Raw genomic sequence first — 21,978 nt, 5'->3', positions numbered from 1 at the left:
TATTGAAGGAAACGGGTGCGCTCTAGAGGTCCGGCCTGACGCCGATCATCGAGAAGTAGCGATTCAGGTCCCCGTCCTCGCGCAGCACCTCCTGCATCAGCTGGGGCAGCGGCATGCGCCCCCATGCCACCGCGCGGTTGACCAGGTAGGGCGTCGGGCTGTGCGGCTCCTCGCGCATCAGGTAGGCGGCGGCCAGCTCGAGCAGTTGGTAGGCCTCGGCGCGGCTGCCGATGCGGCCGCTTGCCATGGCCTGCGGGAGCGCTTCGGAGGAAAAGGGAGGAAAGGAGGGGGAAGGAGCGTCGCTCATGTGGTTGTCGTCCATCGGGGTTGCGGCTGGCGCAGGTTCGGCGTCCGGCATCCAGCCGGTCGACGCCGGCATCTCCGGCTTCTCTTCGTCACGCGGATCGCGCCCCTGCAGCAGGCTGCGCAACGCCTGCCGCATGCGGGCGAGCATCTCCGTCACCTTCGACAGGCTGGGCGCGTCCACGCCCAGCCGCTCGTCGAGCAGGGCTTCCAGGCTGCGCCATGCGTCTGCGGCCACGGCGACGCGATCGTCGAGCGCGGCGAGCGCACGCAGGTCGCGCGCGGCGTGGTCCAGGATGTCCTGGCGCGACACGGTCTGCGCGCTCGGCTCCTCCGCCACTTCGTTCGCCTTTGCCTTGGCGTTGCCCGCCGCCCCGGCGGCGCCGGCGCCGTACTCGCTGGTCAGCGCACGCTGCCAGTCCGCCAGCGTGATGAAGGGCGGGGAGAAGTCCGGCCACTCGAGCAGCGGCACGCGCATCAGCAGCACCTGCGCGATGGTGTCGTTGACCCACACGAAGGTGGCGGTGCGCATGTCGGCGTCGCCGTCGTCGCCGATGCGCGGATGCACGTCTTCCCAGAACTCGCGCGCCAGCCCTTCGAGCAGGCGCGCGCCCGCGCCCAGCCCGTCGATCGAATGGCGGTGCACCCAGGCCTCGGTGAGCCAGGCGGCCATCTGCAGGTCCTTGCTGCGGCGCTGCAGGACTTCGGTGCACAGCATCTCGGCGGTGCGCCAGTCGGCCTTCTTCAGCGGGCGGGTCCATTCGCCCATCGGCAGGCTGGCGTCTTCCTCCGTGCGTGCCTCGCGGATGCGGGCGCACACCGGGTCGTAGCGCAGCGGGGGGCCGGCCGGGCCTTCGGGGCCCTCCAGCGGCGAGAGAAAGGTCGTGAGGTCCGGCGCGAAGCCGCCGGTGGCTTCGTCGACATCGGCATTCAAGGGGGACAGCAGGGCGGCCATCAGGGCATGTTCCATTCGGGAGCGCGCGTGGGGAAAGCGGTGGGCCAGATCAGGGCGTTCTTCTTGCCGGCGGGGCTGGCGGCGATGCGCAGGAACACGCGTGCGCGTCCTCCGTCGGGCGCCTGGGCAGCGTCGCCGGCCGATTGGGCCACCAGCGGAAACTCGAACTTCAGCAGCTGCGAGCGGCCGTCGGGCCGCTGCGCCGGGTCGCCTTCGCGCTGGCGCTGGGCCAGCGTGAACAGCGCCCACGGGTCCGCGAAGCGGAAGGAGACGGTCTGGCCGTCGGTGATCAGCGCGTGCTGCTGCGGGTCGGCGCGCGCCATCAGCGGCGAGTCCTTCGCGATGCGCAGCACCAGCGCCACCGGCATGCCGTACTCCCAGCGCAGCGTGCGCGGCGCGTCGCGCAGCCGGAGCACCTGGTCGCCGACCTCGAAGGACCAGTCGATGATCTTGCTGCCTTCGATCTCGGCCGTGGTGTTCGCGCGGAAGTCCACGCTCAGGTCGTAGCCCGGCGCGGCACCGTCCTCGGTGGGGAAGAGCGGCAGCAGGAAGTCGCGCGCGCGGCCGAACTGCTCGGCGAAGCGGCGCGCGCCCGCGCCCTGCATGCCGGGGCCGCGCGTGCCGCCGGCATCGATGCCTCGGTTCTCCTTCAGCGCGCGTGCCAGCGGGTCGAAGGCGCGGGCCAGGTCGTTCACGTCCGCCGGGTCCGCCAGCTCGAAGGCGCGGCCGGTGGCCGGGCCGAACGGGTGGCGGCCGGCCAGCGAGCGGTTGAAGCGGGTGGAGAACTGCGTCCACAGCTCCTGCTGGTCGCCGAACTGCAGTTCCTGGCAGCGCGCGAGCAGTGCGCTGTAGATCTGCTGGTGGCGGTCCGCGAAGTAGTCACCGATGCGCGTGGCCGGCGCCTTGCCGGCCAGCTTCACGCCGCAGGTCTCGCGGTCGATCTCGGCGCCGGTCGTGCCGAGGAACTGCTCCAGCAGCAGCAGGCTGCTGTTCGGGTTCTTCAGCCTGTAGCGCTCCAGGTCGCGGTTGATGGCCTGCCAGCGCTGCGCGAGCACCGAGCCGGCGCCCGCGCCGTCGAGCGCCGCGATGTACCCGTCGGCCAGCTTGCCCAGCGCTTCCGTGCGGTTGAACTGCTGCCCCAGGTAGGCCGCGAGCGAGCCCGCGTCCGAGACGCCGAAGGCTACCAGCATCGGCCCGCGCTCGCCGCGCCAGCCCTGGAAGTCGCGCCCGCGCATGGCGTACAGCTCCGACTGGTTGAAGGCCTCGTCCACGGCCTCGAGGCGCTGCAGCGCGTCGCGCGAGATCATCGCGCGCAGATCTTCGGCGCGGGCGCCCGCGCCCAGCTCGTACAGCAGCGCCTGGATCTTGGCGAGGCGCTGGCGCGAGGCCTCGTAGGCGGCGGCCTGCGTGTCGGTAGCGCGGCCCCCGTCGCTCATGCCGTTGGCGGCCTCCGCGACCTGGTCGACCACCAGCTGCGCGAAGTGCGCGTTCAACGCGGCCTCGATGCCGGGGCGCAGCGTCGCCGGAAATGCCTGCATGCCTTCGCTCATGTAGCGCTTGCGGATGTCGCCGACCGCCAGCGCCTGGTCGAGCCTCGGCAGGTCCCATGCGGCCATGCCGCGCATGCCGGCGCCGGGCAGTTCTCGGTCGCGCGCGGCGGCCATGAAGGGCTGCGCCAGCAGCGCGGTGAGCGCGTCGCGCAGCGCGATGCGCTCGGGTGCGAGCGCGAAGCGGCCTTCCTTGTCCTGCCACACCAGGCCGGGCTGCGAGCCGCCGAAGCGCAGGTTGAACTCGGCGCGGAACTTCTGGAAGGCGTCCTGCGCGCGCGAGCGCACGGCGTCGGCAGGCTCCAGCCCCAGCAGCCGGTTCTGCTCGATGCGCGCGATCGTGCGGTCGTAGGAGGCGCCCAGCACCAGCACCGGCTGGCGCATCCAGCCGCCCTTGCCCGAGGCGACGAGGTCTTCCTGGTCCTTGATGGCGGCGATCACTTCGCGGTAGCTGGCCGTGGTGCGTGCGAAGGTGCCGGTGCTCGCGAGCGAGGGCAGCAGCCGCGCCAGCGACTGCTCCGACACCAGTAGTTCGTTGTTGACGAAGAGCCGTGCATCCAGCTGCGCCGTGCCCTTGTCGAGCGCGCAGCGCAACGCCGATTGCACGGGAGCAAGCGGAATGGCCAGCGCATTGCCTTCGGCCGCCTGCCTGAAATAGCGCAGATTGCGGCTCAGGTCGGCCGGCAGCTCGGCACCCAGTGCGTAGCGAACGGCCACGCGCAGGTCGTCGGCATTGCCCGTGGAGGGCTGGCGCAGGCGCTCCACCGCCTGCAGCGCGGCGTCGAGCTGCTCGACGGAACCCAGGTAGCGCTGCAGCGCGCCGAACTCGGGCTGGTCTTCCACCAGCAGGCCGTTCTTGCGCGGCGCATCGCCGATGGTCTTGAAGCTGGGCGGCAGGCCGCAGCTCGCGCCGGTGATGAATTCGCCGGTGGCTTCGTCCTGCTCCACGCCGCTGAGCTGGCTCACGCGCGCCATCAGCTCGCGCCGCAGCGTGCTCACCGCGATGTCGCCGAACTCGCGCTCGATGCGCTCGATCACGCGCTCGTTCAGGTCGTCGAAGGGCTGCCAGGAGCCAGGCATGAAGAACGAATACGTGCCGTCGGTGCGCAGCCGCTCGTTCATTGCCAGCAGCGACAGCGCCTTGTTGCGGTACCACGCGGTGGGAATGGTCTCGCCGCGCTGCAGCGCGCGCATGCGGTATTGCGCGTCGTGCTGCAGCTGGGAGAGGGCGGAAACCAGCGTCGCGTTGTGCCTGTTCAGCTGCCAGGTCGCCACCATCAGGCCGATGCCCCAGCCGCCGAGGAAGAGCACCGCCGCCCAGCGCAGCGCGCGGTGCAGCACCGGGCGCGTGAGCGTCTGCGTGCGCGAGGGCCGCGTGAGGCCGTATTCGAGGAAGATCTTCTTCTCGAACAGGTCGCGCAGGAAGGCCGGCTGGCGCATCAGCTGCGCGATCAGGTCGCCGCCGATGGGTTCCAGGTCCTTCTGGCCGTAGGCGTCATGTTCCGAGTCGATCGCCGCGACTGTCTGCGCCGATTCACCGCTGTCGCCCGTCAGGTAGATGCCGCGGAAGAAGAAGGGCTCGTGGTAAGCGCTCGGGCGCATCAGCTCGTCGACGTACAGCTGCAGCTGGCTGCGCAGCGCCTCGATGCGCGAGGGCAGCAGCAGTTGCGGGCCGGCACCCTGCGGCTCGGTGCCGGTGGCGAAGAGCTCGGCCGACACGTCGGACACCGAACGCACCACGGTACCCACCGCCTCGTCGACCCATGCGGGCTGGTAAGTGGTCGACAGGTCGTAGGGCGACGACCAGCCCAGCATGCTCGCGCGCAGCGGCTCGGGCAGGGCGCTCGCGAAGGCGCTGAAGCCCTCGAGGTGCTCCGCGCCGGTGACCAGCACGTACACCGCGAAGCGCATCGCGAAGCGGTTCTGCGCGAGCCACAGGCGCCGGTGCGCGAGCTTGGCGCGCTTGGAGAGCTCGAGCCGGCCGTCGGTGCTGTCGTCGAGCAGCAGCGCCGCCGGAATGGTGATGACCACCGAGTCGAAGGGCCGCTGCGGACGGTACGACCGGCACATGCCCAGGAACTCGTCCCACGGCTTCTCCGATGCGTCGTCGTCGTCCGGCGAGCCGAGGTACGCGCCCTGGATGTCGATGACCACGCCGCGGTCGAAGAAGTGCCACGAGATGCCCTGCGTGGTCGCGGCCGAGGCCGATTCGGTGCTCAGCGCGCTCGCCACGCCCGACTGCTCGATGGGCAGCTGGCGGTGGTCGTCGCCCTCGTTGAGCAGCATGATCCACGGGATGCCGTAGCGGTCGGCGCGCGAGGCGATGTTGCCCTCGATCAGCTCCACCGCCTGGCGGAACGAGCTGCGCAGCGAATCGAAGCGGATGCGCGCGACCTTCGGGTCGCTCGAGGGCTTGGCGTGCGAACGGCGCGCCGCGAAGTACAGCACCATGCCGAGCACGAGCAGCACCACCAGCGTCAGCACCGCGATGGAAATGAGGAAGAGCTGGTCCGTCAGCATGTCGACGACCTCCTGATGCTCCTTGGGTGGTGCAGGTCGTTCATCGCTGGTAGGCCCCCGATACGTCGACCGCGCCCGGCTGCAGCACCTGCCGCACCGGCCACGACTGCCACAGCCACAGCAGCTCCGACACCGCCAGCAGCGTGGCGACGCCCAGCATGAACAGCACCGTCCAGCGGCTCAGCGTGGGCAGCTTGCGCGGCGCGATGTGCGAGAGCGTGCTCGCATAGGCCCGCTCGGACACCACGCGGTCGCGGCCCGAGAAGTCGGCCGGGCGCTGGTAGACGAACTGGAACAGTTCCTCGCGGTAACCGAGCAGGCGCGCTTCCTCCCCGCCGCCACGGTACTTGCCCTGGAAGCCCAGCGCCAGCGCGAAGAGGTAAAGCCGCGCGATGTCGCGCTTCGACGGTTCGCGACCCGACAGCAGCTCCTCGATACGGCTGAAGACGAGGTCGCCCGCGATGTTGGTGCGGAACAGCGACGACTCCAGCAGGTGCGCCGTCCAGCGCTCGCGCCCGATCCACGGCGTGTGCAGCAGGATCTCGTCGGCCAGCGCGGCCTTGAGGTAGCGCGCGTCGGCCACGTTCTCGAGCTCGAAGCGCGTACTCTCGCGGCGCGACTCGAGCGACTGCAGCTCCAGCAGGTTCTCCAGGTGGCGGGCCAGCGTCTGCGCCACCATGTCGATGTCGGTCTCGCGCGACTCGGCGGTGCGGTCGCGCGCCTTCACGATCTCGTCGTAGAAGGCGCGGAACTGCCGGGTGATGTGGTCGTCGACGGCCAGCTCGGGTAGGTTGCGTGCCATGGCTTCAGTCCTTGATGAACAGGACGATTTCCTGCGGCGGCTGGGCGGTGGCGCCTTCGTTGGCATTCGCGATCACCAGCAGCTCGCCCGCAACGGTGAGCGCGGCGCTGGTCTGGATCGCGTAGAGCAGGTAGCCCGAGCCGGGGCGCAGGCCGAGCTCGTCGGCCGATTCGATGGAGCGGCGCACCGCGCCCAGCACGCGGCGCTCGCGCAGCGAGGGGTAGGCCGACTGCGAACCGACGATGGCGCTGTCCATCCAGGCCAGCAGATCCTTGTCGGACTGGCCGCGCAGGCCGACCACGATGCGCGCGCCGGCCACCCATTGCGGCTGCAGCGTGGTCTCGAAGGCGCCCTGGCGGAAATCGAACTTGTGCTCGCGGTACTCCTGGCTCACTTCCGACACCGCATCGCGCAGCGCCAGCAGCAGCGGCTGGAACACGCGCGAAGGATCGGCATGGTCGTAGTCCATCGGCACCGGCGGCACGCCGCCGGGACGCAGCAGGCTCAGCGAGGCCAGCAGCGCGTACAGCGACCAGTACATCGGCAGCGGATGCAGGTGCGGCGTGCGCAGCACGGCCTCCGCATGCGGCAGGCCCGACAGCAGGCTGCGCAGCCGGTCCTTGAGCTCCAGGTGCGCGAGGCGGTCGTCGATGCGCGAGGAGGGCACGGCCGTCTGCTTGGCCACGAAGGCGGCCTTGCCGCGCAGCTGCCCGAGCAGGGCGGAGGCAGCCGTCCACAGCGGGTTGTCGCGCGCCACCTCCAGCAGCGGCGGCTGCGCGTCTCCGAGCTTCACCACCTCGTTGTCCTTGAACACCTGGCCCAGGCGCAGGTGCACGTGCGTGCCCGGCGGCACCGTGCCGGCGCTGAGCGCGAGGCGGGGCAGCATGCGCGGGATGTTCGCCGGCTCGGCGTCGGACACCGCGTCTTCCACCGGCGCGCCGGCCACCGAGCGGAAGCGCACGGTCGCGGCGCGATGCCGGTTGGGACCGGTCACCGGCAGCGTGAGGTAGATGTCCAGCGGCTCGTTGGCCAGCCGTTCCGCATGCGGTGCGAGCGACAGCTCGAGAGCGCCGTGCACGGCCTCGGCGGCCGAGTACTCCACGGCGGTGCCATCCGGCAGGATGGCTTCGAGCGCCAGCACGCGCAGCAGCCCGGCGGGCAGCAGGCCCTGGTCGAACACAAGGCGGCGCACGCCCCAGCTGAAGGGGGCGGCGGCCAGCGTCTGCCAGGCGACGAGGGAGTCCATGCGCGCGGAGAACTGCTGGAAGTGCTGCGGCGACAGCAGCATGCCTTCGTGCCATTCGACGCGGTCGGTGATGGGGGCGGCGCGGTGCAGGTCAGACATGGCGTTCTCCCGCGCGGCTGTATTGAAGTTCTTTGTTCACTTGAAGGAATCCGTGTTGTTCAGCGTGGCGCGGTGGACACGTCGAAGCTCTGTGCATCGAAGCGGGCCACGATCGAGCCCTTGAGGTCTTCCACCCGGATGCGGTTCGCGCCGGGCGTTGTGTAGTTCGCGAAGACGAGCACTGCCGCCACGCGCGGCGAGCCGATGGCGCTGGCGGGCACGCGGATCGTCTGGCCCGGCACCAGCTCCCACGAGAGGTACGACAGGCTCTGCGGAAAGGTCTTCTGCAGGTCGGCGCGCGCGCCGAACCACTTGGCGGCGGTGAGCTCGGTGACGCGCGCGAGCATGGCGTCGTCCAGCACCATCACCACGTCGACGGCCACGGGGCTGTTCTGGTTGGCGCCGGGCGCGGCCGACAGCGTGAGCTCGTTCCAGCTCACGCGCGTGCCCTTGGGAAAGAGACTGCCGCACGCGGCCAGCTGCGAGGCGAGCAGCAGCGCCGCCATCCACTTGAGAAATGTCTTCGTCCGGTTCATCGCGAAATTCCTGGGTTCGCCGCGGCGGCGGTGGCGTGCTGCATGGCCGAGGCCTGCGCCTGGCGCGCACCCACGGCGATGCCCATCAGCAGGATCAGCACGGAGGCCAGCACGCTGCAGCCGGTGAGCAGCATGACGTTGCCGCGCGTGAGCACGAAGCGCAGCGGCTGCGCGGGTGCCACGTCGGCGACCGGAGCGGCCACGCGCTCCGATGGCAGGCCGGCCGACACCACGGAAATCAGCGCGCAGGTGGCCAGCAGCGTCAGCAGGTTGCGCGGGCCCTCGCAGATGAGGTCGATGGCCAGGAACAGCGCCAGCGCTGCCTCGATCGGCAGTTGCAGCATCGACAGCACGATGCCCGCGTAGCCCACGTTGGTGAGGCTGCTGTTGCCGGCGGAGGCGAAGGCCGCGATGGTCGCACCCGTGCCGATCATCCCGATGTCGGCCGCGCTGAGCGTGCGGTCGTAGAGGTTCGCCACGAAGAGCGCCGCCAGCACGTAGTACAGCGCCGAGCCCGCGCGCAGGAACACCGAGGCCGTGGGCACCACCAGTTCCACGATGCCCCGGCTGAAGCCCAGGCGCGCACTCATCGCCTCGATGGTGTGCGGAATGCTGGCCGTGGTGCTCGACGACATCAGGCTCACCAGCATCGGCGTCTTCAGGTGCTGCAGCACCTCGGCCAGCGGCTGGTTGCCGCGCCGGTGGATCACCGCGATGGCCAGCGCGCCCAGCAGCGCCACCAGCACGACGAAGTGCAGCAGGAAGCCGCTCATGGCGCGGATGGTCAGCGCGTCGGTCTGCGAAAGCACATGCGCCGACATGCCGAAGGCCACCACCGGCAGCAGGATGTTGGCGCGCGCGATGATGAGCTCGAGCGTGCGGTAGATGCCCTCGAACATGTGGTTCAGGGCCGCGTGCTGCGTGCGCGCCAGCGCCGCGAAGGCCAGTCCGAACAGCAGTGCGCACGAGAGGATGCCCAGCGAGCGGCCCTCGGCCAGCACGCGGAAGAAGTTGTCGGGCACCACGGTGGCGCGCGGGCGCTCGATGGGCGTGGCCTGCGTGCCGCTGTCGTGCAGGCGCATCTCGATGTCGCCGCCGTCGCCGGCCCGCTGCACCAGTTCGCCGAGGTGCTCGCGCGCTTCGGCGTCCAGGTGCGCGCCCGGTGCGTTCACCCAGCCCAGCGCCAGCCCGGTGGCCGCGCAGCTCACCACCAGCAGCAGCGCGAGGCCCGCGATCATCGCGATGCGCCGTCCCGGAAAGGGCAGCCCCATGGTCTGGCGCAGGCCGAAGAAGGTCGCCACCACCAGCAGCGGAATGGCCGCCATGCTCACGATCGCCAGGTAGACCTGTGCCGCCGTGTACGCAACGTCGCCCAGCGCGGGCGCATACACGCCCGCGACGGCGCCTGCCGCCATGCACAGGAGCAGGGCGAGCAGGCTGTGGGACATGCGCGTCAGGAAACCCATGTCGGCTTGTTCCATCCCTTGTCGAGCGCGAATGCGACCGTGGCGCGGGCCAGCTCCAGCGAGCTGTCGACCAGCGTCAGCGGCGTGTGTTCGGCGGCGTGCGCAGCCTGCGCAGCGATGGGCAGTTCGGTGCAGCCCATGATGACGGCGGTGGCGCCCGTGGCGGCCAGCGCCTGCAGCGCGAGCCCGAACGCGGTCGCGCCGGCCTGGATGTCGCCGCCCTTCACGGCGCGGATGCAGGCGTCCACGTGGTCCTGGCCGGTGTCTGCGTCGGGCACGAGAAAGTCGATGCCGCGCTCGCGCAGCGCATGCTGGTAGAAGCCGGAGGCCAGCGCGCCGCGCGTGGCGAGCACCGCGACGCGCATCGGCCGGTCGTCCGATGCCGTCGCGATGGCGGCCACGCACGACTGCGCGATGTGGATCACCGGCGCGCGGCTGTGCGCCGCGATCTGCGCATACCAGTGGTGCGACGAGTTGCACGGAATCGCGATCACGCCCACCCCGGCGTCGTTGAGCACGTCGATGCCGGCGAGCAGCGCGTCCAGCGGGTCGGGCCCGGTGCCCAGGATGGCGCTGGAGCGGTCCGGCACGTGCGGCAGGTTCGCGACGATCACCGGCAGGTGCTCCTGGTCGCGCGTGGCCGGCGTGAGCTGGATGATCTTGTCCATGAAGTCCACCGTCGCCGATGGACCCATGCCGCCGAGAACGCCTATGCGTGACATGAAGGCGCGCTCCCTAGATCTTCAGCGGCCGTGGGCACACCACGGCCACGGCGGCGGTGTTGCCGATGACCAGCACCAGCGTGCGCAGCATGTCGCACACCGGGTCCACCGCCAGGAACAGGATGAAGGCCGCCTCGAAGGGCAGGCCCAGGTAGGTGCAGGTCATGCCGATGAGCGACACCGTCACCAGCCCCGTCATGCCGGCCGAGGCGAAGCCGGCGAGCACCGAGGACGTGAGCACGATGCCGATCTCCACCGGCGTGAGCGAGCGACCGTAGATCTGCGCGATGAAGAGCGTGGCGCACACGTAGTAAACGACCGGCCCGATGCGCAGCAGCGACACCGTGAGCGGCACCAGCAGCTCCACCCGCGAGCGCGCGAAGCCCAGGCGCGTGACCAGGCTCTCGATCATGATCGGCATGCAGGTGGCGCTGCTGCGCGTGGCCAGCGCCAGCGCGAAGGGGCCGCGCAGCGCGTTGAGCGTCTGCCCCAGCGTGCCGTTGGAGCGCTTCCAGATGATGATCGCCGCCACCGCCAGCAGCAGCGCCGACACGATGAGGAAGGCGACCACGAAGGCGCCCATCGCTTTCAGCGGCTCTATGCCGGTCTTGCCCAGCTGTGCCGCGCTCATGCAGAACAGCACCACCGGCAGCGGGAAGCTCAGCCACCGCATCAGCGTCTGGCAGGCGTGGTAGACGGTCTCCAGCGCCTGCGTGAGGCCGTCGGAGATGCGCGTGGGCACATGCCCCACGGCCAGGCCGAACAGCAGCGCGAACACCAGCGTCTTCAGCGTGTCGCCGTTGGCCAGCGCCGAGAAGATGTTGGCGGGCACCAGGCTCACCAGCATGTCTGCGAAGCTGGCGGTCTTCTTGACCTCGTCCACGCCGCGCAGGTTCATGGCCGTGTCGCTGGCGCTGAGGTCGCCGCCCACGATCTGCCCGAAGGTCTGCATGGTGCTGGCGGGCAGGTTCTCGCCGGGGCGAAGAATCAGCAGCGTGACCGCGCCCGCGATGGCCACGAAGGCCGAGAAGCCGAGGAACACGAGCGCCACGCGGCCCAGCAGGCTGGCCGTGCCGCCGTCGCGGAACAGGCGCTGCAGGCTGAAGATCACGGCCGAGACCATGAAGGGCAGCGTGATCATCTTCAGCAGGTCGACATAGATGTCGCCCACGAAGGCCAGCGGCGTGGCGAGCAAGGGCGCGAGCATGCCGAAGGCGACACCGGCGCCGAGGCTGATGATCACGACCCACGGGTTGAGGACGAAGGCGTAGATCCTGGAGGTATTCATGATGGTTTGCGTGTCCTGTGCCGTTCAGCGGTCGAGTGCCTGCAGCACCTTCTGGATGTCCAGCTTCTCGGCGCGCTGCGCGAGGAACTGGTTGACGTAGGCCAGCAGCGTGGTGTCGGTCACGGCCACGCCGATGCCCAGCGTGTCCTCCAGGTCCTTCAGCGTCACGGTGCGCAGCACCAGCGAGACGGTGGGGTCGGCCTTGAGCACGCGCTTGACCTCGAACTCGTCGCGGTAGGCGCTCACGATCTCGCCCTTGTGCACGGCCACCAGCACGTCGTTCCAGGTGGGGTACTCCTGCACCTTGGCGTGCGGGAAGTTGGTGCGCGCGTAGTCGGCGAAGGACGACTTGGCGATCACGCCGATGCTGCCGTCGAAGTTGCGGATGACCTCCGGCAGCGGCCGTCCGCGCGAGAGCTGCGCGAACTTCACGCGGTTGAGGATCAGCGAGTGGTTCAGCGTGAGGTACGCGTCGCTGAAGGCGATGGTCTGCGAGCGCGCCAGCGTACGCGACAGCTTGCTGATGGCCAGGTCGGCCTGGCCGTTGGCCAGCAGGTCGACCACCGCGTTGAAGGTGCCGGCCTCGCGGTTGAAGCGCAGCTTCACGCCGAGTTCCTTGGCGAGCGACTGCGCGAGGCCCACCTCGAGACCGGTCCACTGGCCGCCGTCGTCGAAGAAGAAAAAGGGTGGCGTGTCGACCTTGAGCATGGCCACCACCAGCTCGCCGCGCATCACGATGCGGGCGATGTCAGGCGCGAGCAGGCGGCCGTCGGGCACGCGCACGAGGCCGTTGGTGAGCACCGGGGGCGGCGTGGGCGCGGCGGCAGGCTCCACCGCGAAGGTGGCGGCCGCGGGGGCTGCGGGCGCCGCGACGACGGGCGTCGCGACCACGGCAGCGGCAGCAGCAGGTGCAGCGAGCGTGCCCTGCGCCACGGGCCTTTCGCCGGCGGCAAGGGCGCTCGTGCCCGCGCTGAGGCCGGCCAGAGCCAGCAGGGCAGGAAGGGCAAGGCGCCGCAGCGCGTTGTGCATGCCCGTGAGGTGTCGTGCGTTGTTCGACATGCTTGGAGTGGGTTTGGTCATTGGGTGGGGGCCGCGGGAGCGGGTGCCGGCGCGGAAGGCGAAGGGGATTGCGGCAGCGGCTGTTGCTGCTGCTGTGAAGGCGCCACCGCCGCGGGGGCAGGTGCGGGCACCGGCGCGGGCGCCAGCAGCTTGCCGATCTCGACGCCCATCAGGAACAGGAGGACGCACAGCAGCACCAGGCAGGCCGCCGTGATGGCGACCATGCGCGAGCTCATGGTGAAAACGTATTGGGACATGGGGTGGTCGGTGTGTGCCGCTCGTTCGTCGTTCGTCGTTCGTCGTTCGTCGTTCGTCGTTCGTGTCAGGGAACCATGGAAGTGAACTGCCCGGGCGCGACCACCTGGATCACGCCGCCCCAGTTGCAGGCGAGCTTCGAGCTGTCCTGCAGCGCGGGCATGTTGCCGACCAGTACCGTGGGCGAGCCGGGCGCCCAGGGCGCGGCAGTCACCGGGATGCAGGGCATGGGCGTGAAGGCGCCGAGCGCGGCGGCGGTGGCCGCGGCTACCATCGGGTTCGACATGCTGTTGCAGGTGCCGAAGGGCAGGATGTTGACGATCGGCTTGTTGTCCATGATGTTGGCGCCCGGCGTGCCGCCGGTGAGCACGCTGCTCACGGGCAGCACCACGAGGTTGGACGGCGCCGCGCCGAAGCTGCACTGCAGCGTGGCTCCCATGCAGACGTGCATGCCCATGGTTCAGCCTCCCCTCACGAGCTTTTCCAGGCTCTTCATGAAGCCCGGCGACGCGGCGGTTTCCACGATCTCGCGGCCCGCCTCGTCGAAGCGGCGCGGCTTGCCGTGCGGCTTGCCCTGGCGGTAGGCGATCTCTTCCATCAGCTGCCCGCCGGGCCAGTAGCGGCGCAGCGGGCCGTGCAGCACGTTGGCCACGTAGGTCGACGACTGCGCCACGCCGCCGCCCGGCGCGTAGTCGGTGACTTCGCCGTCGAGCAGCCCGGCGCGGTAGCGCTCGCGCCGTACCATGCGTCCTTCGTGAAAGTAGCTCGCCTCGCCTTCGAGGCGGCCTGCCGCGTAGGGCAGCCGCGCCGTGACGTCGCCCGACTCGGCATACGACACCGCTTCGCCGTGCTGCACGCCGCGCACGTGCTGCAGCGTCTGCATCAGCTTGCCGCTGGGGTAGTAGCTGCGCGTGACGCCTTCGGCCAGGCCGCCGAGGCGCTGCGTTTCCTGCAGCAGCTGGCCGCGTTCGTCGTACATGCGCATCGCGCCGTGGGGCAGGCCGGCCTGGTAGGAGGCGTCGAGCACGGGCTTGCACGTCGCCGAGAAGACCTGCATCGGCCCGTGCGGCAGCTCGCCCACGAACGAGGCGCGCGCCACCGTCCGGCCGGCGTCGTCCAGCGTCTCGCGCACCACGGCGGCAGGAAGGGCGGCGATGTCCTTGGCGGGGAGGGAGGAAGGAAGTGCCATGGCGCCGCTCAGTTGATCTTCACCAGCCCGCCCTTGAGCGTGACCATGCCGCCGCCCTCGACGGAGTTCATGCCCGAGGCCTTGCTGCTGATGGAAGGCGCCTCGTTCGACAGCGTGGCGCCGCCCTTGGCCGACAGCGCCACGCCGGCTTCTGCCTTGAAGTTGAGGCCGGCGTTGGCGCCCAGGTCGGTGCCGGCCTTCAGGTCCAGCGTCTGGGCCGACTTGATGAGCAGAGTGCCCGACACGTCGATCACCAGGTTGCCCGTGACCTTGAGCTCGTAGTTGCCCGTGACCGTCTGCGTGAAGTTGGCCTTGTTGTCGTGCGTCTCGTTGCCCGTGACGTCGAGCGCGCGCGTGCCCTTCACCGAGTGGGTCTCGTTGCCGGTGTCGACCTTGACGGTGCGATTTCCCTTGGTGACGGTGTGCAGCTCGTTGCCGGCCTTCACGGTGGTGGTGAGGTCGTTCTCGATCTCCACCAGCATGTCTTTCTGCGCGTGCAGGTAGAACTCCTCGGAGCCCTTCTTGTCCTCGAAGCGCAGCTCGTTGAAGCCCCCGCCGCCCTTCGTCGAGTTCGAGCGGATGGTGCTTTGCGAGGAACTGCCCGGCAGGGCGACCGGCGTGGCGTGCGTGCCGTTGTAGACGCTGCCCGAGACCAGCGGCCGGTCGGGGTCGCCATCGACGTAGCTCACGAGCACCTCCTGCCCGATGCGCGGCAGGAAGAGCGCGCCCCAGCCTTCGCCGGCCCACATCTGCGAGACGCGGATCCAGCAGGAGCTTTTCTCGTCCTTCTTGCCCAGGCGGTCCCACGGGAACTGCACCTTGATGCGCCCGTGCTGGTCGGTCCAGATTTCCTCGCCGGCCGGGCCCACCACCCGCGCCGTGTGGCTGCCGGCCACCACCGGCCGCGGCGTGAGGCGCGGCGGGCGGAAGGGCAGAGCGGGAGGCAGGGTCTCGAAGCTGTTGCCGTAGTGCTCGAGATCGGCGTGGTGCCGCACGCTGTGGACCATGTGCTGCGCGTTGAGGTCCGCGCGCGGATGCTCTTCCAGCGTGAAGGTGGTGCCGGGCGTGAGGTAGTGGCAATGGCTGTCGCCGCGGCCGGATTGGCTGCCGCTCTGGTGCGCCTCCAGCCGGGTGCGCGCGCGCGGCTCTCCTGCCGACAGCGGCACGCGCGAGGGGTATTCGTAGTCCGTGCCGCGCCCGGTCTTGCCTTCGACCTTCTTCAGCAGGCTGGTGTCGGGCGTGAGGAAGTCGTAGTCGTCCACTTCCTGGCCCTTGGTCACCAGCCGCGCGTCGGACTCGAAGCGGGTGACGGCGTGGGCATGCGCGAATCCTTCCTCGGAACTGCGCACGACCAGCTTGTCGGCGTGCGGGCACGGCGTACAGGCCGAGTTGGCGTCGGCCAGCACCAGCGTGTGCTCGCCGTCCGCGAAGGTGAAGAAGTAGAAGATGCCTTCCTCTTCCATCAGGCGCGAGACGAAGTCGAAGGCCGTCTCGTCGTAGCGCACGCAGTACTCGCGCGGCGTGTAGGTGCCGCTGAGCTGTAGCGCGAAGCTCACGCCGAAGTCGCCGAGCACCTTCTGCACGATGTCCGGCGTGCTCATGTTCTGGTAGATCACGCGGTCGCGGCCCAGCGTGAGCAGCCACATGCGCGGCACGAGTTCGAGCGTGTAGGTCGCGAAGTCGCGGTTGCTGCCCATGTAGGTGAAGCGCGAGACGATGCCGTTGAAGAAGCGGCTTTCCTTCTCGGGCCGCTGCAGCACGACCGTCGCCGAGGTGCCGATCACGGTGGCGGAATCCAGCGCGTCGTCGGAGGAGCGCATGGTCAGCGAGCAGGCGAAGAGCTGCGACAGGCCCTCGGTGGCCTGGAACGATTCCAGCAGCAGCGTGTCGGGCCCGAACGCGGTCTTCACCGTCAGAAAGGCGGCGTGCTGGGTGAAGCCTTCGCGCATGTTCATTGCTTCGTCGGCTCGGTTCAGCTCAGCGTGGACGGCTCGAAGCCGAAGGCGAAGGCGCCGTCGGCGCCCACGCCCATGTGCACCGCGGTGAAGGCGGCGGCCATCGAGATGCGCTCCAGCACCTGGCGCGAGAGCTCGGGCAGCACCGCGTGGGCCAGGATGTGGTCGATGTTGCGCGCGCCGCTGTCCACCTCGGTGCAGCGCGCGGTGATGGCGTCTTCCACCTGCGTGTCCCAGGTGAACTCGGCGTGATGGTTCAGCGCGAAGCGCCGCGCCAGCTTGCCCAGCTTGAGATTGACGATGGAGCGGATCTGCCCGTCGCCCAGATGGTGATAGGGCACCAGCGCCAGCCGGCCGAGGAAGGCGGGGCTGAACTGCTTGAGCAGCTCGGGGCGCAGCCGCTCCACGAGTTCCTCGGGATCGGGCCTGCGCCCGCCCTGCGATGCCTGCGTGATCACGTCCTGCGCGGCGTTGGAGGTCAGCAGGATCAGCGTGTTCTTGAAGTCGATCTGCACGCCTTCGCCGTCTTCCATGGTGCCCTTGTCGAACACCTGGAAGAACAGCTCCAGCACATCGGGATGCGCCTTCTCCATCTCGTCGAGCAGCACCACGCTGTAGGGCCGACGGCGCACCGCCTCGGTGAGCACGCCGCCGCGTCCGTAGCCCACGTAGCCGGGCGGCGCACCCTTGAGGCTGGAGACGGTGTGCGCCTCCTGAAACTCCGACATGTTCACGGTGATGACGTTGCGCTCGCCGCCGTACAGCAGGTCGGCCAGTGCGAAAGCCGTCTCGGTCTTGCCCACGCCGCTCGGGCCCACCAGCATGAACACGCCCACGGGCTTGCCGGGATCGTCGAGATCGGCGCGGAAGGTGCGCACGCGCCGCGCGATGGCGTCGAGCGCGTCGTCCTGCCCGACCACGCGCTCGGCCAGCTTTTCCTTCAGGTTGAGCACCGTGTGAAGCTCGTCGGTCATCATCTTGCCGACCGGGATGCCGGTCCAGCCGGAGATGACCTCGGCCACCATCGTGCCGTCGACGCACACGGGCACCATGGGCTCGTCGTTCTGCAGCGCCTCCAGGCCCTTCTCGAGGCGGCGCAGCGCGGCGGTGAGCAGGGCGGGGTCGTTCTCCTCGTCGGCCGGCGGCGCGTCGCTGCGCAGGCTGTCGGCGATCTTCCGGCGCAGCGCGACGATTTCCATCACCGCGTGCTTTTCCTCGTCGACCTTGTCCGACAGGCGCTTGTGCTTCTGGCGCAGCGTGTCGAGCCGCGCGGAGAGTGCGGCAATGGCTTCCTGGTGGTCGCCGCCCGTGGCCGCTTCATGGCGCAGCACGCGCAGTTCGCTCTCGCCCGTGGCGATGTCGCGCGCGGCCGATTCGAGTTCGGCCGGCAGCCCGTTCTGCCCGATGGCCACGCGCGCGCAGGCGGTGTCGAGCACGCTGATGGCCTTGTCGGGAAGCTGGCGACCGGTGATGTAACGGTGCGAGAGCTTGACGGCCTCGCGCACCGCGTCGTCGACGATCTCCACGCCGTGGTGCTTCTCCAGCGTCTCGACCATGCCGCGCAGCATGTCGATGGCGACTTCCTCGCTGGGCTCCTCGACCTTCACGACCTGGAAGCGGCGCGCGAGCGCCGGGTCGCGCTCGACGTATTTCTTGTACTCGGCCCAGGTGGTCGCGGCGATGGTGCGCAGTTCGCCGCGCGCCAGCGCCGGCTTGAGCAGGTTGGCCGCATCGCCCTGGCCCTCGGCGCCGCCCGCGCCGATGAGCTGGTGCGCCTCGTCGATGAACAGGATCACCGGCGTGGGCGAGGCCTTGACCTCGGCGATGACCGACTTGAGCCGGTTCTCGAACTCGCCCTTCACGCCCGCGCCCGCCTGCAGCAGCGCGAGATCGAGCGAGCGCACAGACACCTGGCGCAGCGCGGGCGGCACGTCGCCCTGCACCACGCGCTGCGCGAAGCCCTCGACCACGGCCGTCTTGCCCACGCCGGCCTCGCCGGTGAGGATGGGGTTGTTCTGGCGGCGGCGCAGCAGCACGTCGATGATCTGGCGGATCTCGCCGTCGCGGCCGCGGATGGGGTCGATGGCGCCGTCGCGCGCGAGCTGTGTCATGTCGACCGTGTACTGGTCGAGCGAAGGCGTGGCCGAGCTGCTGCGGCGCGCGGTGGGCATCTGCATCGCGCCGGCTTCGGGCGCGGGTTGCGGTGCGGCGGGCTGGTTCACTGCGGGAGCGGAGGGCGCCGGTGCGATCGGCGCGGCGGCCAGTGCCGCACCCGCCGCGTCTTCGGGAGAGGACTGCAGCAGGCCGGCCAGCTCGTCGCGCAGCGAGCCGCGCGGAATCTGCAGCAGCGCGGGCGCGGCGTCGACCAGCCGGCCGCGCAGGCGGTCGACCTCGAGCAGCGCCAGCATCAGCGTGCCCGAGCGCACGTGCTGCTGGCCCAGCAGCATCGAACTCATGAGCCAGGCTTCCTGGAAGAGCGGCGCGAAATCGGGCGCCAGGCTCGGCGTGCGGCCGTTGCCGCGCTTGAAGGTGTCGAGCGACTTCTGCAGCTGCGCCCGCACCGCGTCGGGCCGGATGCCGAAGCGGCCGAACACCAGCCGCAGGTCGGGCGCCTCGTTGTCCACCAGCTTCATCAGCAGGTGTTCGATGTCGACGTTGTAGTGCGTCTGCTGCACGCACAGCTCGGCGGCCTGTTCCATGGCGCGCTTGCATTCCGGGTTGAGCCGGCCGAGCAGGGTGCGGATGTCGATGTCCATAAAAGAGAGTGGTCGGATCAGCCGTGGGGCGCGTCGCCGCCGTCGCTGGTCAGGGTGTGTTGAACGGGCGGCAGCGTGCCGCGGAAGCCCGGCCCGGCGACCCAGGAGGTCCAGCCCAGGCGCATGGGGTTGGCGGCGCCGAGCACGCTGCTGCGCCTCTCGGCGGGCGCCAGCCGGAGTTCCATCTCGACCTTCAGGTCCTGCGGGATGAAGCGGCGCACCAGCCACTTGGCGAGCGCGTGGTCGGCACCGCGCGGCAGCAGGTCGCGCAGCCGCTGCTGGCTCAGCTCGCTGAAGACGAGCCGGATGCCGGCGCCTTGGTCCCACACGCGCTTGCCGAGCACGGCGCCGTTGCCCAGCGGCTGGCGCATGTCGAGCCGTGCCGATGCATCGGGCTCCAGCGTCAGCCAGCGGCCGCGGAACTGCGTGCCGTCCACCTGCACGCCGAGGCGGTCGCGCAGCAGCGCCAGCAGCGCCGTCATGCCGCGCGGCGCACCGCCGAGCAGGCCGGCATGGCGCAGCCACAGCGCGGAGCCGTCGGGTGCGCGCACGCCGGCGCGCAGGCCCAGCGCGCTGGCGGCGTCGAGCGTGGCGGCCAGCGTGGAGCGCGAGGGCGACTGCGGGTTGAGCGCGACGTGGTGCTTGCGGCGGCTGCGGTACAGGAAAGCCAGGAAGCGGTGGTTGAAGATGTCGAGGAAGTCCGCCGTGGCGTGGTCGCGCTGCTGGCGGCGTTCCAGCAGCATCTCGGTGAAGGGCATCGGCAGCGGACCGCCGCTGCCGGCCAGCGAAAGCGCGGGCGTGGTGAGCGTCCAGGGCTCGCCGGTGGGCGCGCGGGTGCCCACTGCGCGCACGTCGCTGGCCTCGAAGGCCAGCGAGACGAAGGCATGCAGCCGCACGGCCTCGCGTTCGCGCGGGCCCTGCGAGCGGCCCACGGGCACCGCGTCGGGCGTGGCTCGCTCGAGCAGGCTGATGGCTTGGAACAGGTTGAAGTCCTGCGGGCGGGCGCTGAGTTCCTCGACGATCACAGCACCACCTGACGGCCCGTCATCGGCGCCCATTGCTTGCGAATCTCCTCGCCGCTGCGCACCGCGAGGCGCACGAAGGAGTTGACCGAGGTGTACATCGCGAAGAAGCGCGCGAGCACCGCCGACATCATCAGCGGCGAGCCGCCGACGAAGGCGTCGTCCTCGAATTCGAGCGTGACCTGCGTGCCGCGGCAGTAGCCGCGCCAGGCCTCGGTGCCCACGTGCGCGGTGACGCCGCGCGCCGTGAGCCCGGCGATGCCGCGGATCTGCGCATGGTCGCGCCGGCTGTCGGAGGCGAACAGCAGCAGCATCTCGCGCAGCTGCTCGCGGCCGGTGGAACCATCGACCAGCGACTGGTGGTTGAGCGTGAGCAGCGACACCAGCCGCCACAGCGTCTCGCTGCCCAGCGGCGGGTCGCGCTGGGCGGTGGGTTCGTAGAGGCAGCGCACGTGCGTGGGCTGGGGCGGGCCTTCGGCCAGCAGGCGCGCGCCCACGGGCACCTGCTCGGCGAGGCGGCGGTTGGTGCACAGCAGGTGCGCGTAGACCACGGGCTGCGCGGGCCGGGTGTGCGCCTTGCCCTGGTCGACGAAGGACAGGAAGACGTCGGTGCCGGGAATGTTCTGGCGCAGGCAGGGCTCGCGCCGCGCGGACCAGAACACCGCCTCCTGCGTGCCCCTGGCGCCGTCGACGTGGCCCAGCGCGGCGAAGCCCGGCACGTCGACGGGCTTGTCGGCGTCCGGGTCCGAGGCGACCACCGAGACGATGGAGTGCACCTCGGTGGTGGCGTCGCGCTGGCGGTCGGGCACCAGCAGGTATTCGTAGTGGCGCTGGTCCATCGCCAGCGGCTCGCTCACGCGAGGGAACAGGTTGACGATGGGCGTGCAGCCGAGCTGGAAGTTCTCGGCGTCGATGTAGCGCAGCGCGCGCGTTGAGCGGTCGAGCTGGAACGCCAGCTCGCAGCGCCTGCCGCTGCCCAGGCGCGAGCGCAGGTGATGCAGGTCGAAGAAATGGAACTTGCGCGGGAACGCGAAGTACTCCTGCAGCAGGCCGTAGGCGGGCTGCGCGTTGGCGGGCTGCGGCAGCACTTCCTCGCCCTCGGCGAAGCCGACCTCGCGCCATGCGTCGGCCGGCAGCACCTGCGGCATGCCGCCTTCGGGAATGACGGTAACCGACTTCACGCCCGACACCAGTGCGTCGTACAGCGGCATGGTGGTCATCCAGTCGCCCTGCAGGTGGATGCGCAGGCTTTCGATCTCCAGCGCGGAGAAATCCGCCTCGGCCTCGCATTCGAGCACCAGGCGCAGCACCGCGTCGGCATCGATGGCGGCGTGCGCGATGCGCAGCGGCCACAGCAGCGTGTCCCAGGCGGTGCGGAAGCGGCAGTCCTGCGACGAGGCGCCCGGCGCGTGCGGCGAGGTGCGCGCATGCAGCACGGTGTGGCGCGGCACGCGGAAGCCCGCGGTGACCTTGCCCTGCGCGGGATCGAGCCCGAACTGCGCCACCGACATCGAGGGCAGGGGCTGCACCAGCGAGGGGCAGAGGTTGTCGAGCAGGGCGTAGGCGACGTCGGGAAATTCCTGGTCGAGGTCGCGGTGCACGCGCGCCGACAGGAAGGCCACCGACTCGATCAGCCGTTCGGTGTGGGGGTCGAGCGATTCGCCGCCGTGCAGCGAGAGGCGCGATGCGACCTTGGGATATCGCTGCGCGAAGTCCGCCCCCTGTCCGCGCAGGTAGGACAGCTCGCGCTTGTAGTACTGCAGCAGGTCGCTGTGCTGTATGTCGGACACGTCAGGCGACTTTCATCAGGCTGTCCGGCGCGCCGAGCAGCATCTCGAAGTCCACGCGGCGCAGGGCGAGCCCGGCGCGCGCCTGCGCGCCGATGCGCACCAGCGCCACCTCGTGCCGGTTGGCCGCGGCGCTCACCTCCACGCTCACGTCGGTGAGGCGCGGTTCGTATCGCGAAACGGCCGTGCGCAGCAGCGCCGCCAACTGCTGCAGGTCGGCTGCGTTCTGTGCGCTGAGCGAGGAAAAATCGGGAATGCCGTACTCCAGCACCGTGCCGCTGCCTTGCGCGTACTCGTCCGCCGACAGCGGCGAGCGCGTGTTGAACAGCCGGCGCAGCTCCCGGCCGATGGAGTCCTGCACGGACTCCATCGTCTCGAGATGCGCGCCTCCACGGGCATGCTCGGACTGCTGAGGCGACGCCAGCCGGTCGAACAGGGGGGCGACGCCCCCTTTGACGAGTTCGGACACGG

Annotated in this window: 17 protein-coding genes; all 17 read right to left on the bottom strand. The window is 70.2% G+C overall.

Features of this window, described 5'->3' with window-relative positions; genetic code table 11:
* Nucleotides 1-22: 22 nt before the first annotated feature.
* The gene (tssA, locus tag EJP69_RS26185; protein WP_126473178.1) at nucleotides 23-1,273 is read right to left on the bottom strand and encodes a type VI secretion system protein TssA; all 1,251 of its coding nucleotides are present in this window, start codon (nucleotides 1,271-1,273) and stop codon (nucleotides 23-25) included.
* Entirely contained in the window at nucleotides 1,258-5,325 is a 4,068-nt protein-coding gene (locus EJP69_RS26180) for a type VI secretion system protein (RefSeq protein WP_126473176.1), read from the bottom strand. The genes tssA and EJP69_RS26180 overlap by 16 nt, the downstream gene beginning before the upstream one ends.
* Before the next feature lie 40 nt (nucleotides 5,326-5,365).
* Nucleotides 5,366-6,127, bottom strand: coding sequence for a DotU family type IV/VI secretion system protein (locus EJP69_RS26175; protein ID WP_126473174.1), 762 nt, complete (start codon nucleotides 6,125-6,127; stop codon nucleotides 5,366-5,368).
* 4 nt (nucleotides 6,128-6,131) lie between these two features.
* The gene (tssK, locus tag EJP69_RS26170; RefSeq protein WP_093199229.1) at nucleotides 6,132-7,472 is read right to left on the bottom strand and encodes a type VI secretion system baseplate subunit TssK; all 1,341 of its coding nucleotides are present in this window, start codon (nucleotides 7,470-7,472) and stop codon (nucleotides 6,132-6,134) included.
* A 59-nt stretch (nucleotides 7,473-7,531) separates the two neighbouring features.
* On the bottom strand, nucleotides 7,532-8,008 hold the full coding sequence (locus EJP69_RS26165) for a hypothetical protein (RefSeq protein ID WP_093199233.1): 477 nt from the start codon (nucleotides 8,006-8,008) through the stop codon (nucleotides 7,532-7,534).
* On the bottom strand, nucleotides 8,005-9,474 hold the full coding sequence (locus tag EJP69_RS26160; protein WP_093301023.1) for a dicarboxylate/amino acid:cation symporter: 1,470 nt from the start codon (nucleotides 9,472-9,474) through the stop codon (nucleotides 8,005-8,007). Before EJP69_RS26160 ends, EJP69_RS26165 begins: the two co-directional genes overlap by 4 nt.
* Nucleotides 9,462-10,196 carry a cysteate racemase gene (gene cuyB / locus EJP69_RS26155; RefSeq protein ID WP_126473172.1) on the bottom strand — a complete coding sequence of 245 codons (735 nt, stop codon included), beginning with the start codon at nucleotides 10,194-10,196 and terminating at the stop codon, nucleotides 9,462-9,464. The genes EJP69_RS26160 and cuyB overlap by 13 nt, the downstream gene beginning before the upstream one ends.
* A 13-nt stretch (nucleotides 10,197-10,209) precedes the next feature.
* Nucleotides 10,210-11,484 (bottom strand): dicarboxylate/amino acid:cation symporter, encoded by a 1,275-nt coding sequence (locus EJP69_RS26150; protein WP_093199247.1) that lies wholly within the window; start codon nucleotides 11,482-11,484, stop codon nucleotides 10,210-10,212.
* Nucleotides 11,485-11,508: 24 nt separating this feature from the next.
* Nucleotides 11,509-12,543, bottom strand: a complete 1,035-nt coding sequence (locus tag EJP69_RS26145; RefSeq protein ID WP_093301019.1) for an ABC transporter substrate-binding protein — start codon at nucleotides 12,541-12,543, stop codon at nucleotides 11,509-11,511.
* A gap of 17 nt (nucleotides 12,544-12,560) precedes the next feature.
* On the bottom strand, nucleotides 12,561-12,800 hold the full coding sequence (locus EJP69_RS26140) for a hypothetical protein (RefSeq protein ID WP_093199260.1): 240 nt from the start codon (nucleotides 12,798-12,800) through the stop codon (nucleotides 12,561-12,563).
* Between the two features lie 65 nt (nucleotides 12,801-12,865).
* The gene (locus EJP69_RS26135; RefSeq protein ID WP_093199265.1) at nucleotides 12,866-13,255 is read right to left on the bottom strand and encodes a DUF4280 domain-containing protein; all 390 of its coding nucleotides are present in this window, start codon (nucleotides 13,253-13,255) and stop codon (nucleotides 12,866-12,868) included.
* Between the two features lie 3 nt (nucleotides 13,256-13,258).
* Nucleotides 13,259-13,987: a toxin-antitoxin system YwqK family antitoxin gene (locus tag EJP69_RS26130; protein ID WP_126473170.1), complete on the bottom strand. Its 729-nt coding sequence runs from the start codon at nucleotides 13,985-13,987 to the stop codon at nucleotides 13,259-13,261.
* Between the two features lie 8 nt (nucleotides 13,988-13,995).
* Nucleotides 13,996-15,942, bottom strand: coding sequence for a type VI secretion system Vgr family protein (locus EJP69_RS26125; protein WP_338067661.1), 1,947 nt, complete (start codon nucleotides 15,940-15,942; stop codon nucleotides 13,996-13,998).
* 17 nt (nucleotides 15,943-15,959) lie between these two features.
* Entirely contained in the window at nucleotides 15,960-18,698 is a 2,739-nt protein-coding gene (gene tssH / locus EJP69_RS26120; RefSeq protein ID WP_126473168.1) for a type VI secretion system ATPase TssH, read from the bottom strand.
* 17 nt (nucleotides 18,699-18,715) lie between these two features.
* Nucleotides 18,716-19,756: a type VI secretion system baseplate subunit TssG gene (tssG, locus tag EJP69_RS26115; RefSeq protein WP_093199274.1), complete on the bottom strand. Its 1,041-nt coding sequence runs from the start codon at nucleotides 19,754-19,756 to the stop codon at nucleotides 18,716-18,718.
* Nucleotides 19,720-21,501: a type VI secretion system baseplate subunit TssF gene (tssF, locus tag EJP69_RS26110; RefSeq protein ID WP_093199653.1), complete on the bottom strand. Its 1,782-nt coding sequence runs from the start codon at nucleotides 21,499-21,501 to the stop codon at nucleotides 19,720-19,722. Before tssF ends, tssG begins: the two co-directional genes overlap by 37 nt.
* A gap of 10 nt (nucleotides 21,502-21,511) precedes the next feature.
* Complete coding sequence (gene tssE / locus EJP69_RS26105; RefSeq protein WP_126473166.1) at nucleotides 21,512-21,976, bottom strand: type VI secretion system baseplate subunit TssE; 465 nt, start codon at nucleotides 21,974-21,976, stop codon at nucleotides 21,512-21,514.
* Nucleotides 21,977-21,978 lie beyond the last annotated feature (2 nt).

This window comes from Variovorax gossypii, from assembly GCF_003965815.1.
GTDB classification, from domain to species: domain Bacteria; phylum Pseudomonadota; class Gammaproteobacteria; order Burkholderiales; family Burkholderiaceae_C; genus Variovorax; species Variovorax gossypii.
The sequence above is the reverse complement of the archived record's forward strand: the minus strand, read 5'-3'. Positions and strand labels throughout refer to the sequence as shown.